10 protein-coding genes are annotated in these 12,041 nt (G+C 73.0%); 3 read left to right on the forward strand and 7 right to left on the reverse strand.

Going from position 1 to position 12,041, the window contains the following annotated elements; translation table 11 throughout:
* Window positions 1-129 precede the first annotated feature (129 nt).
* The 4 genes from ACFYPM_RS21470 to ACFYPM_RS21485 form a co-directional block, all read right to left on the reverse strand.
* Window positions 130-2,223, reverse strand: a complete 2,094-nt coding sequence (locus ACFYPM_RS21470) for a 3-hydroxyacyl-CoA dehydrogenase NAD-binding domain-containing protein (RefSeq protein ID WP_387199666.1) — start codon at window positions 2,221-2,223, stop codon at window positions 130-132.
* Window positions 2,220-3,443: a thiolase family protein gene (locus ACFYPM_RS21475; protein WP_387199669.1), complete on the reverse strand. Its 1,224-nt coding sequence runs from the start codon at window positions 3,441-3,443 to the stop codon at window positions 2,220-2,222. The genes ACFYPM_RS21470 and ACFYPM_RS21475 overlap by 4 nt, the downstream gene beginning before the upstream one ends.
* 349 nt (window positions 3,444-3,792) lie before the next feature.
* Window positions 3,793-5,112, reverse strand: coding sequence for a ribonuclease D (locus tag ACFYPM_RS21480; RefSeq protein ID WP_387199672.1), 1,320 nt, complete (start codon window positions 5,110-5,112; stop codon window positions 3,793-3,795).
* 196 nt (window positions 5,113-5,308) lie between these two features.
* Window positions 5,309-5,881 (reverse strand): DUF3000 domain-containing protein, encoded by a 573-nt coding sequence (locus ACFYPM_RS21485; RefSeq protein WP_387199675.1) that lies wholly within the window; start codon window positions 5,879-5,881, stop codon window positions 5,309-5,311.
* Between the two features lie 136 nt (window positions 5,882-6,017).
* Between ACFYPM_RS21485 and hemE the strand changes: the two genes are divergently transcribed.
* The 3 genes from hemE to hemQ are packed head-to-tail and all read left to right on the forward strand — an operon-like array spanning window position 6,018 to window position 9,229.
* Window positions 6,018-7,115, forward strand: a complete 1,098-nt coding sequence (hemE, locus tag ACFYPM_RS21490; RefSeq protein WP_387199678.1) for a uroporphyrinogen decarboxylase — start codon at window positions 6,018-6,020, stop codon at window positions 7,113-7,115.
* 6 nt (window positions 7,116-7,121) lie between these two features.
* Window positions 7,122-8,531: a protoporphyrinogen oxidase gene (hemG, locus tag ACFYPM_RS21495; RefSeq protein WP_387199681.1), complete on the forward strand. Its 1,410-nt coding sequence runs from the start codon at window positions 7,122-7,124 to the stop codon at window positions 8,529-8,531.
* Window positions 8,528-9,229, forward strand: coding sequence for a hydrogen peroxide-dependent heme synthase (gene hemQ, locus ACFYPM_RS21500; RefSeq protein ID WP_387199684.1), 702 nt, complete (start codon window positions 8,528-8,530; stop codon window positions 9,227-9,229). Before hemG ends, hemQ begins: the two co-directional genes overlap by 4 nt.
* 64 nt (window positions 9,230-9,293) lie before the next feature.
* Here the strand turns inward: hemQ and ACFYPM_RS21505 are convergent, their stop codons facing one another.
* From ACFYPM_RS21505 to ACFYPM_RS21515, 3 genes are all read right to left on the reverse strand, one after another.
* Complete coding sequence (locus tag ACFYPM_RS21505) at window positions 9,294-10,436, reverse strand: lytic polysaccharide monooxygenase (protein WP_387199687.1); 1,143 nt, start codon at window positions 10,434-10,436, stop codon at window positions 9,294-9,296.
* Window positions 10,437-10,554: 118 nt separating this feature from the next.
* The gene (locus tag ACFYPM_RS21510; protein ID WP_387199690.1) at window positions 10,555-11,010 is read right to left on the reverse strand and encodes a GNAT family N-acetyltransferase; all 456 of its coding nucleotides are present in this window, start codon (window positions 11,008-11,010) and stop codon (window positions 10,555-10,557) included.
* Between the two features lie 19 nt (window positions 11,011-11,029).
* Window positions 11,030-11,971, reverse strand: a complete 942-nt coding sequence (locus tag ACFYPM_RS21515) for a DMT family transporter (RefSeq protein ID WP_387199692.1) — start codon at window positions 11,969-11,971, stop codon at window positions 11,030-11,032.
* Window positions 11,972-12,041: the final 70 nt, after the last annotated feature.

The raw sequence follows: 12,041 nt of genomic DNA on the forward strand, positions 1-12,041 counted from the left end.
GCGGGGCGGCCACTGGGGTGGCGCCGGGGTGGCGGCCCGGGGGGGGGTTTCTTAAAAAACGGGGGGGGGGGGGGGCCCCCCCCCCCGGGCCCCCCCCCCCCCCCCCGCGACGGTGACGCTGTGGGCTCGTCAGGCGGGCAGGCTCGCCGCCCCGTGTGGCAGGAACCGCTGACCGGTGACCCGCTCGGAGGTGCCGGTCCGATCCAGGTACGGCGTGACGCCACCCAGGTGGAACGGCCACCCGGCACCCAGGATCATGCACAGGTCGATGTCCTGCGCCTCGGCGACCACGCCCTCGTCCAGCATCAGCCGGATCTCCTGCGCGAGCGCGTCGAGCGCGTTCTGGCGTACCTGCTCGGCGGTCAGCGGCTGGTCACCGACGACGAGCAGCTTGGCCACCTCGTCGTTGACCTGGTCGTCGACGACGATCGGCCGACCGGAGTCGGCGATCCGCCTGAGGTTCTCGCTGACCCCGAACCGGTCCGGGTAGGCCGCGTGCAGGGTGCCGCCCACGTGGTACGCGACGGCCGGTCCGACGAGCTGGAGCAGGGCGAGCGGGCGCATCGGCAGGCCCAGCGGGTCCAGTGCGCTGTTCGCCACGTCCAGTCCGGTGCCGGCGTCGACGGCGGCGAAGACGGCGCCCAGGAAGCGGGTGAGCAGCCGGTTCACCACGAACGCCGGCGCGTCGGAGACCAGCACGCTCGACTTCTTGAGCTGCTTGCCGACCGCGAACGCGGTGGCCAGGGTGACGTCGTCGGTGCGCTCGCCCCGGACGATCTCCAGCAGCGGCAGTACCGCCACCGGGTTGAAGAAGTGGAAGCCGACCACCCGCTCCGGGTGCTCCAGGTCGGCGGCCATCTCGGTGATCGACAGCGAGCTGGTGTTGGTGGCGAGCACCGCCTCCGGGGAGACGATCTTCTCCAGCTCGGCCCAGACCTGCTTCTTGACGCCCAGGTCCTCGAAGACCGCCTCGATGACGAGGTCGCAGTCAGCGAACGAAGTGGGCTGGCCCGGCGTCGACGCGGCGAAGGCCTCTGCCTTCGTCGTGCCGCTGACCAGCCCGTACAGCTTGGCGGCGGTGCCCTTGTCCATCCGGCCCTTGACGACGGCCTTCTCGATCTGGGTGTGCACGTAGGCGACGCCCTTGTCCACCCGGGACTGGTCCAGGTCGCTCATGACGACCGGCACCTGGAGGCGGCGGGCGAACAGCAGCGCCAACTGGCTGGCCATCAGGCCGGCGCCGACGATGCCGACCTTGGTGATCGTGCGGGCCAGTCCCTTGTCCGGTGCGCCGGCCGGTCGTTTGGCCCGCCGCTGCACCAGGTCGAAGGCGTACAGGCCGCTGCGCAACTCCTCGGAGAAGACCAGGTCCGCGAGGGCCTCGTCCTCGGCGGCGGTGCCGGCGGCGAAGTCACCGTCCTTCGCCGTCTCCAGCAGGTCGAGGGCCTTGTACGCGGCCGGGACCGCGCCGTGCAGCCGCTGGTTCAGCGTCTCCCGGGCGAAGTAGAGCACGCCCGCCCACATGTCCTTGTCGACCTCGGGCCGGCTCACGGTGACCTGACCCCGGACCACGCCGGCGGCCCACTCCAGGGAACGCTCCAGGAAGTCCGCCGGGTCCAGCAGGATGTCCGCGATGCCCAGCTCGGCGGCCTGCTTCGGCTTGAGCATCTTGTTCTGCATCAGCGGGTTCTGGATGATCACCTGGGTCGCGGCGGGGATGCCGATCAGGTTCGGCAGCAGTTGGGTGCCGCCCCAGCCCGGCACCAGACCGAGGGAGACCTCGGGCAGCGCGAGGGCCGCCGCGCCGCCGGACAGCGTCCGGTAGTGGCAGTGCAGCGCCAACTCCAGCCCGCCGCCCATCGCCGCCCCGTTGACGAACGCGAAGGTGGGGACCGCGCTGTCCTTGAGTCGGGCGAAGACCCGGTGACCGAGCCGGCCGATCTCCAGCGCCTGCGCGCGGTCGGCGAGCTGCGGCAGGCCGACGATGTCCGCGCCCACACAGAAGATGTACGGCTTTCCGGTGACCGCGATGAACGCCGGGTCGGCGGCGAGCGCGGCGGTGATCGCCTCGTCCAGGCTGGCCAGCCCACCCGGACCGAACGTGTTCGGCTTGGTGTGGTCGAGCCCGTTGTCCAACGTGATCAGGGCGGCGGGTCGGTCCAGCCCCGGTACGTTCACCTGCCGCAGCAGCGCCCGGGTGACGACCTCGTTCGGTGCCTTCACTTGTTGCCACCCTCCCCCTGAGCCGGCTTGCTGGACTCCGTCCAGTGTGGGTTCTCCCAGATGACCGTGCCGCCCATGCCGATGCCGATGCACATCGCGGTGAGGCCGTAACGGACCTCGGGGTGCTCGGCGAACTGGCGGGCCAGCTGCGTCATCAGCCGTACGCCCGACGAGGCGAGGGGGTGGCCGATGGCGATCGCGCCGCCCCACGGGTTGACCCGCGCGTCGTCGTCGGCGATGCCGAAGTGGTCGAGGAAGGCGAGCACCTGCACGGCGAACGCCTCGTTCAGCTCGAACAGGCCGATGTCGTCGATGCTGAGCCCGGCGAGACGCAGCGCCTTCTCCGTCGACGGGATCGGGCCGACGCCCATCACCTCCGGCTCCACGCCGACGAAACCGAACGACACCAGCCGCATGGCGACCGGCAGGCCCAGCTCGCGGGCGGTGGCCTCGTCGGCGAGCAGGCTCGCGGTGGCGCCGTCGTTCAGGCCGGCCGCGTTGCCCGCGGTGACCTTGCCGTGCGGGCGGAACGGGGTCTTCAGGGTGGCGAGCTTCGCAAGCGTGGTGTCCCGCGGGGCCTCGTCCACCGTCGCCAGGCCCCAGCCGCCCTCCTCGTCGCGGATGGACATCGGCACCAGGTCGTCCTGGAGCTTGCCGTTGGCGTACGCCTTCGCGGTCTTCTGCTGCGAGGCGAGCGCGAACGCGTCGGTGCGCGCCTTGGTGATGTGCGGGACCAGGTCGTGCAGGTTCTCCGCGGTGGCACCCATGACCAGCGCGGACGGGTCGACCAGCTTCTCCGCGATGATGCGCGGGTTGGGGTCGACGCCCTCGCCCATCGGGTGGTGTCCCATGTGCTCGACGCCGCCGGCGATGGCGACGTCGTACGCGCCCATGGCGATGCCGCTGGCCACGGTGGTCACCGCGGTCATGGCGCCGGCGCACATCCGGTCGATGGCGAAGCCGGGAACGGTCTTGGGCAGACCGGCCAGCAGGGCGGCGGTACGGCCGATGGTGAGGCCCTGGTCGCCGATCTGGGTGGTGGCCGCGATGGCGACCTCCTCGACCCGCTCCGGGGGCAGCTGCGGGTTGCGGCGCAGCAGTTCACGGATGCAGCGGATCACCAGGTCGTCGGCGCGGGTGTTGGCGTACATGCCACCCGCCTTGCCGAACGGGGTACGGACACCGTCGACAAAGACGACATCCCGAACTTCACGGGGCACTTGAGCCTCCTATTCGACCATGATTCGGCCTTCGGCCATGCGGCACGCCGGACCGGACGAGGGTCGCCGACACGGGCACGTTCCCCCGAATGCTACTCGCCAGTAACCACCCTGGTCGCACGTCCCCCTGTGGCCCACCCCACACCGGCCACGCCGGCCCCACCCCACGCCGGCCCCGGCCGCACCCCACCCCCACGCCGGCCCCGGCCGCACCCCACCCCGGCCCCACCCCACCCCGGCCCACCCCTCGGTCGATCACGGAGTTGTTGTGCACGCCACGCCGGTTGCGGTGGCAATAACTCCATGATCAACCACGGGGGGGTGGGTGGTGGGTGGGCGTGGCGGGGGGTTAGGGGGTGGGGGTTAGGGCTTCGGTTAGGTCGGGGTTCAGGAGGCCGATCTGCCATTCGCGGGCGTTGAGGCCGCGCAGGGTCTCCGCGACCGTCTCCTCGGTGAGGTCCTCCGGCGGCGTCCAGGCCAGCCGGCGTACCGAATCCGGGGTGATCAGGTTCTCCGGCGGCAGGTTGTGCTCACCGGCGACGCGGATCACCACCTCCCGGCAACGGGCGAGCCGACCAGCCGCCACCGGATCCCGTTCGGCCCAGCGGTGCGGTGGGGGCGGACCCTCCACGGTCGGGGAGACCGGCAACGAGTCGTCCGGCAACTGCCGGGCGTCGTCGAGCGCGGCGAGCCAGGTGCGGGCCAACCGACGGACCGACCGACCGCCGAAACCGGGCAGGGTCAGCAGGGTCTTCTCGTCCTTCGGGTCCAACTCGGCGGCGGCGATGATCGCCGAGTCGGGCAACACCCGACCGGGCGCGGCGTCCCGCCGGGAAGCGATCTGGTCGCGGGCGTACCACATCGAGCGGACGCGAGCCTGCGCCCGCGCCCCGCGCAGCCGGTGGATGCCGGAGGTACGCCGCCAGGGCTCCGCCCGGACCCGCGGCGGGCGCGCCCCGGTGCGGACCAGTGCGGCGAACTCCTCCGCGGCCCAGGCCGACTTGCCCTGTCGGGTCAGTTCGGCGTCGAGCGCGTCGCGCAGGTCGGTGAGCAGCTCCACGTCGAGAGCCGCATACGTCAGCCACGACTCGGGCAGCGGTCGGCTCGACCAGTCGGCGGCCGAGTGGTGCTTCTCCAGGGTGAACCCGAGCAGCTGCTCGGTCAGCGCGGCCAGCCCGACGCGCTCGAACCCGGCCAGCCGAGCTGCCAGCTCGGTGTCGAACAGCCGGCGCGGGCGCAGCCCCACCTCGGCCAGGCAGGGCAGATCCTGGCTGGCCGCGTGGAGCACCCACTCGGCGTCCCCGATCGCCGCGTCCAGCGCACTGAGGTCCGGCAGTGGCAGCGGGTCGATCAGCGCCGTACCCGCGCCGGCCCGGCGTAGTTGCACCAGGTACGCGCGCTGGCTGTAGCGGTAGCCGGAGGCGCGCTCCGCGTCCAGGGCGACGGGGCCGCTGCCCGCCGCGAAGCGGGCCACGACCTCGGCGAGCTGGGCCGGGGCGGCCACCGGATCGGGGGTGCCGTCACGCGGGGCGATCAGCGGAACGGGCCCACCGTCGGTCGGGTCGACCCTGTCGTCCGCCGCTTGCGGCTGGGCCGACGGCGGGTGCTGGGGTGCGTTTCCCGGGAGTTCTTCGGCGGGCCGACGGCGCTGGGGTGGTTCGTCGGTCACCTGTCAACCCTAGTGCGCGCGGTGAACCGGCGGGTGCAGCCGGTCCGGCGTGTGTCGATCAGGTGTCCGCGAGGTGTCCCTGCGCGTACCGGATGTTGGGGCGGACAAAGCCCATTCGTGCTGGTGAGTGCCATCGAACCGCGCCTTCCGCCGCCGCGCGCGCTGGAGCGCCGCCGCCGGCGCTGGAGCGGTTGGGTCAGGCCGCGCCGGCCGCCCGGCGATCGGCCAGGGCGGTGACCCCCGGTGGTGGCAGACCGGCCGTGGAGGCGAGCAGCGCACACCAGCCGAGCAGGTGCGGCGTCAGCTCGTCGTCGACAGGCGTCCAGGAGGCGCGGATCTCGATGTCGCCCACGGTCGGCGGGCCGGCGAGGTCACCGAACCGGGTCGACATGGTCTGCGTCACCGTGCCGCCGATCGCCCGGTGGCCGGCGTCCTGGGCGTCCAACGCGTCGGTCAGCCACGTCCAGCCGACCCCGGGCAGCAGCGGGTCGGCGGCCAGGTCGACCTCCAACTCGGCGGTCACGTAGGTGACCAGCCGCAGGGTGCCCTGCCACGCCTCGTGGCCGACCGGATCGTGCAGCAGGATCAACCGGCCGGTCGCCACCTCGTCGCCGTCGCGCAGGACGGTCGCGGAGAGCGCGAACGTGTATGGGGCCAACCGCTGTGGGGCGCCGACCTCCTCCAGCGTGATCTCCGGCCGGGGGGTCGCCGATCGCAGCCCGGCGACCGCGCGGGCGAACGTCTCCGGGAGCGCGATCGGGGGGGCCATGTCGGCAGCCTATGCCGCCGTCGGCCCCCGGCTCCGACGGCGCGCCGACACCCGTGCGCCGCCGGAGGCCCGCGAAAGTCGCTCTTCCTTTCACCCCAGGTGGGACGGGGGTGGTGGGCGTGGCACGATTGCGGCGATGACCACGGACCCCACGGGCACTGCCGCCCGAGACGGAGAACCCCGCCCCGGCGGACCGGCCGACTCGCCCTTCGTCAGGGCCTGCCGGCGACGGCCCGTCTCGCACACCCCGGTCTGGTTCATGCGCCAGGCCGGCCGCTCGCTGCCGGAATACCGGGAGATCCGGGCGACCGTGCCGATGCTGGAGTCCTGCCGTCGCCCGGAGTTGGTCACCGAGATCACGCTCCAGCCGGTGCGCCGGCACGGAGTGGACGCGGCGATCCTGTTCAGCGACATCGTGGTGCCGGTCGCGGCGGCCGGTGTCGATCTGGACATAGTGCCGGGCACCGGTCCGGTGGTCGCCGAGCCGGTCCGCACCCTCGCCGACGTCGAGCGGATCCGCCCCATCACCCGCGACGACGTCCCGTACGTGGACGAGGCCGTCCGGCAGTTGGTGGTCGAGCTGGGCGACACCCCGCTCATCGGTTTCGCCGGCGCGCCGTTCACCCTGGCCAGCTACCTGGTCGAGGGTGGGCCGTCGCGGACCCACGCGAAGACCAAGGCCCTGATGTACGGCAACCCGGAGCTGTGGCACGCGCTGTGCGGCCGGCTGTCCGAGGTGACGCTCGCCTTCCTGCGGGTGCAGATCGAGGCGGGCGTGTCCGCCGTGCAGTTGTTCGACTCCTGGGCGGGCGCGCTGTCCGAGGCCGACTACCGCCGCTACGTGCTGCCGCACTCCACCGCGGTGCTGAGCGGGCTGGCTCACGCCGGGGTGCCGCGGATCCACTTCGGGGTGGGCACCGCCGAGCTGCTCGGCGCGATGGGCGAGGCCGGCGCGGACGTGGTCGGCGTCGACTGGCGTACCCCGCTGGACGTGGCCACTCAGCGGATCGGCCCGGACCGGGCGGTGCAGGGCAACCTGGACCCGTGCGTGCTGTTCGCACCGTGGCCGGTGGTGGAGGCCGAGGTACGTCGCATCCTGGAGCAGGGCCGGGCGGCCCCCGGGCACGTGTTCAACCTTGGCCACGGTGTGCTGCCGGAGACCGACCCGGAGGTGTTGACCCGGGTGGTCGCGCTGGTGCACGAGCTGTCCAGCCGCCGGGCCGACCAGGGCTGAGCGGGCATGCGGCGGCCCTGGCGGGTGGCGGTGGTCGGCGGCGGGATCGCCGGACTGGCCGCCGCGGTCCGCCTGCGCGACCACGCACCGGCCGGCACCGAGATCACGGTGTACGAGCAGTCCGGCGCGCTGGGCGGCAAGCTGCGGACCGGGGGGTTGGCCGGCCAGCCGGTGGAGTTCGGGGCCGAGTCGTTCCTGATGCGTGACCCGACCGGGGCGGAGTCCGCCGCGGTGACCCTGATCCGGCGGCTCGGGTTGGCCGAGAAGATCGTGCACCCCACGGTGGGGCAGGCCGCGCTGGTCGTCGACGGTGGGCTGCGCCCCATCCCGGGCGGCACCCTGGTGGGCGTACCGGGGGATCTGGACCGGGTGAGGACGGTCGCCCGTCCGGCGGCGGACGCCGACACCGACGACGGGCGGCCGCTGGTCGGGCCGGACGCGGACGTCTCGGTGGGCGCGCTGGTCCGGTCCCGCTTCGGCGACGAGGTGGTCGAGCGGCTGGTCGACCCGATGCTGGGCGGCGTGTACGCGGGCCGCGCCGACGATCTCTCCCTGGTCACGACGATGCCGGCGCTGGCCCGTACGGCCCGGGTGGAGCACACCCTGGTCGGCGCGGTCCGGGCCGCGCAGGCCGCCGCGCCGCGCGCCCCCGGTGCTCCGATCTTCGGCACCCTGGTGGGTGGGCTCAGCACCCTGGTCGAGGCCGCGGTGGCGGCCAGCGGCGCGACGGTACGGCGGGACGCCGCCGTCCGCGAGGTGACCCCGACCGGCACGGGTTGGCGGCTCACCGTCGGCCCGACGCGCGACCCCGCGCTCGTCGACGTGGACGCCGTGGTGCTGGCGGTGCCGGCGCGACCGGCGGCCCGGCTGCTCGCGGGTCCGGCCCCGGCGGCCGCGAAGGGTGTCGGCGAGTTGGACTACGCGAGCGTCGCCTTGGTCACGCTGGCGCTGCCGCAACCGCACCTGCCCGAGCTGTCCGGTTTCCTGGTGCCCAGCACCGAGGGCCTGCTGATCAAGGCGGCGACCTTCTTCACCACGAAGTGGGGGCACCTGCGCCGGCCGGACGGCCTGGCGTTGGTGCGGGCGTCGGTGGGCCGGTACGGCGAGGAGGCGCACCTTCAGCGCCCCGACGCGGACCTGGCGACCACCGTGCACCGGGAACTCTCGGCGGTGCTCGGCACCCCGTTGCCCGCCCCGGTCGACGGGCACGTGCAGCGGTGGGGCGGTGCGCTGCCGCAGTACGCGCCGGGGCACGCCGACCGGGTCGCCGCCGCACGCGCGGCGTTGCGCGCCGCGTACCCCACCCTGGTCCTCGCCGGCGCCGGTTACGACGGCGTCGGCATTCCGGTCTGCGTCCGCTCCGGCGAGACGGCGGCCGACGAGATCATCACAGCACTGGGAGGATCGGCGACATGACCGAGCAGACCAACGCGGCCCGCCTGCGGGAGCTCAACGACAGCATCCGCTACACCATGTGGTCGGTGTTCCGGGCCAGCGCCCCGCTGCCGTCGTTGCGGGACAACGTCACCGGCGAGGTCGTGGCCCTCTTCGACGAGTTGGCCGGCAAGGACGTGGTGGTCCGCGGGGTGTACGACGTCGCCGGTCTGCGCGCCGACGCGGACGTGATGATCTGGTGGCACTCCGCGTCCCCCGACGCGCTGCAGGACGCGTACCTGCGGTTGCGCCGCACCACGCTGGGGCGGTCGCTGACCCCGGTGTGGTCGCAGATGGCGCTGCACCGGCCGGCCGAGTTCAACAAGAGCCACATCCCGGCGTTCCTGGCCGGCGAGGAGGCCCGCCCCTACATCTGCGTGTACCCGTTCGTCCGCTCCTACGAGTGGTACCTGCTGCCCGACGCCGAGCGGCGGGAGATGCTGGCCGAGCACGGCAAGATGGCGCGCGGCTACCCGGACGTCCGCGCCAACACGGTGGCCTCGTTCGCGTTGGGTGACTACGAGTGGATGCTCGCCTTCGAGGCCGACGAGCTGCACCGGATCGTGGACCTGATGCGGGACCTGCGCGCCTCCGGCGCCCGCCGGCACGTCCGCGATGAGGTTCCCTTCTACACCGGTCGCCGCCGCTCGGTCGCCGAGATCGTCAACTGCCTGGTCTGATCCGGGCGGCCCGTCACCGCCGGCCGGTGCCGCACCCCCGCCCGGGTGCGGCACCGGACGGAGGTCAACTGGTCGACGTGCAGGAGACCAGCGGAACCGGGTTGCTGCCGTTCCACGAGCCGAGGAAACCGAACGTGGTGCTCGCGCCGGCGGCGAGGGTGCCGTTGTGGTTGGCGTTGCGTGCGGTGACAAGCGAGCCGTTGGTGCTGACCGTCGCGTTCCACGACGAGGTGACCTGCTGGCCGTTGTTATAGTTCCAGCTCACCGACCAACCTTTGGTGGGTGATCCGCCCGCGCTCACCTTCACCTCGGCCTGGAAGCCACCGGACCACTGGCCGGTGACCTGGTACGTCGCCGTGCAGGCCCCGGCCGGCGGCGGGGTGGTGGGCGGTGCCGTGGTGGGCGGTGCGGTGGTGGGCGGTGCGGTGGTGGGCGGGGCCGTGGTGGGCGGCGCGGTGGTGGGCGGGGCCGTGGTGGGCGGCGCGGTCGTCGGCGGCGGAGTGCTCGTGCCCCCGAAGGTGACGTCGCTACACAGGTAGTACGACTGGTCGAAGTGGCTGGCCTGCCAGACGGTGTAGACGATGTGCCGTCCGGTGCGCCCGGACGCGTTCACCGGGATCTGGATGGAGACACCGCCGGTGTCCGGGTTCCACTGGGAGGCCGGCGTGTTGCCGATCTGACCGGCCAACTCCAGGTCGTCCCAGCCGAGCGGCTCGGTGAGCGCGTCGAAGCCCTGCTTGGTCACGTACACCCGGATGTAGTCGGCGCCGTGACTGGCACCGTCGAAGAAGCGGAGCCGGAAGTTGTTCGACACCGCCGTGGTCTTCCACGCGCCGATGGTGTCCAGCGCGTTGTAGCGACCGTTCTGGGTGCGACCGCCGCTGCACAGTTGGCCGTTGGGGACGGCGGCCTGGTGGTTGCCGCCCACGCCCTCGCGGAACAGCCCGTTCCAGTTCCACATGGCCTGCGGGTCGGCCTGCCAGGCCTGCCAGCACATCGGGTCTTCGGTGGCCATCCGGGGGTTCTGGAACTCGGCGCCCCACCGTTGCCAACAGCTGTAGCTGCGCGACGCCGGGTCGACGACCGATCCGTGCGCGGAGGCGGGCTCTGCCCGCATGGTGTTCAGAGCGGTCGTCAACAGGAGCGTGCTGGTCGCCGCGATGGCTAACAACCAGAGCACGCGTCGTGATCGGGTGAGAGTGGACATGGAGCCCCCGGGGGGATGAGGTCGGACGACGGCACCCGGATCGGCGGGAGTTGCCCACTCCCGCGCCTATTCGCTGGCTCCCGCGACGGCTCTACCCGGAACCATGCCAGCTCGATCGTCAGTCGTCAATGACGTCGCGGCGCATCGGGGTGTGCGGGATGCCGTCCTCGATGTACTCCGGGCCGCTGACCGCGAAGCCGTGCCGGCTGTAGAACGCGACCAGGTGCGACTGGGCTTCCAGCACGCAGGGCCGGTTGCCCACCACGTCCAGGGCAGCGCTCATCAGCCGGCCGGCGTGCCCGCCGCCGCGCGCCTGCGGGGCGACCACCACCCGGCCGATCCGGGCGGTGCCGTCCGGATCGGCCAGGACCCGCAGGTACGCCAGCGGCGCGCCGCCATCGGTCAGCCAGATGTGCCGGGTGCCCGGCTCGACGTCGCGCCCGTCCAACTCCGGGTAGGGACAGTGCTGTTCCACCACGAACACGTCGATGCGCAGCTTGAGCAGGTCGTGGAGGGTACGGGCGTTCAGGTCGGCGAAGGACGCCGTCCGGATCTCGGTGGTCTGCGAGGGCATCCGACGATGGTAGGCCGGCTCAGGGGGTGTCTCGTCGAGGTGTCAGGTAGGTGGCGGCCACGGCGGTGAGCAGCAGCACACCACCGCCGACGACCGGCAGCGGAAGTGGCTCGTGCAGCAGCGCCACCGCCAGCGCCGCCGCGGTGAGTGGTTCGAGCAGGGTCAGCACGGCGGCGACGCTGCCCGGGGTGGTCCGCAGCCCGGCGTAGAACAGGGCGTACGCCACCGCCGTGGTGATCACGCCGAGGTGCAGCAGCAGGGCCACGGTGTCGGGGCGGACCGGCACGCCGACCCCGGCGACCACGGCGAACGGGGCCAGGGTCAGCGCTCCGGTCACCGTGGAGATGGTGGTCAGCGTCATCGGCGCGACGTGCTGGGACGCCTGGCGGCTGATCAGGGTGGTCACCGCGTACCCGAGGCCGGAGCCGGCCGCCGCGAGCAGGCCGAGCAGCGGCGTGGGCGCGGCGGCGGTGGGGTCTGCCGTCGCCCCGGTGATCAGGGCGAGGCCGACCACTGCCGCGACCAGCGTGGCGAGGCGCAGCGGGCCGGGGAGCCGGCGGGCGCGCACCGACTCCCAGGCCGCGGCGAGCACCGGGGCCAGGCCCAGACTGACCACTGTCGCGACGCTGACGCCGGCCCACGCCACCGCGACGAAGTAGAGCGCCTGGTAGAGGCCGAGGCCGAGGCCGGTGAGCAGCAGCGGTACGGGTGTCGCCCGCAGGGCGGACCGGAGCGCGCCGAGTCGGCCGGCGGTGCACGCCAGCAGCACGAGCGCGGCGATCGCGAGGCGGTGGAAACCGATGCTCACCGGGCTGAGCCCGGTGCTGTCACGCAGGAGTTGCACCGCCACGCCGGTGGTGCCCCACAGCACGCCGGTGACGGTGATCTGGATCAGGCCGGTGCGGGTCGGACTGGCGGTCGTGGCCGGGACGGCCGGCGGCACGGTACGGGAGAGGGACACGGAGGCGCTCCGAAGGTGAGCCGTTGACGGGGACGACGTCGACGGAGCGCGTACGGCAGGGGGCCGAGCC

The organism is Micromonospora sp. NPDC005203 (assembly GCF_042872705.1).
In the GTDB taxonomy this organism is placed as follows: Bacteria; Actinomycetota; Actinomycetes; order Mycobacteriales; family Micromonosporaceae; genus Micromonospora.

What these genes read in the sequence shown, in the direction of transcription:
- ACFYPM_RS21485 (WP_387199675.1), bottom strand. Translation starts at nt 5,881, where the DNA reads ATGGCCCCCCCGATCGCGCTCCCGGAGACGTTCGCCCGCGCGGTCGCC.
- hemE (WP_387199678.1), top strand. Translation starts at nt 6,018, where the DNA reads ATGACCACGGACCCCACGGGCACTGCCGCCCGAGACGGAGAACCCCGC.
- hemG (WP_387199681.1), top strand. Translation starts at nt 7,122, where the DNA reads ATGCGGCGGCCCTGGCGGGTGGCGGTGGTCGGCGGCGGGATCGCCGGA.
- hemQ (WP_387199684.1), top strand. Translation starts at nt 8,528, where the DNA reads ATGACCGAGCAGACCAACGCGGCCCGCCTGCGGGAGCTCAACGACAGC.
- ACFYPM_RS21505 (WP_387199687.1), bottom strand. Translation starts at nt 10,436, where the DNA reads ATGTCCACTCTCACCCGATCACGACGCGTGCTCTGGTTGTTAGCCATC.
- ACFYPM_RS21510 (WP_387199690.1), bottom strand. Translation starts at nt 11,010, where the DNA reads ATGCCCTCGCAGACCACCGAGATCCGGACGGCGTCCTTCGCCGACCTG.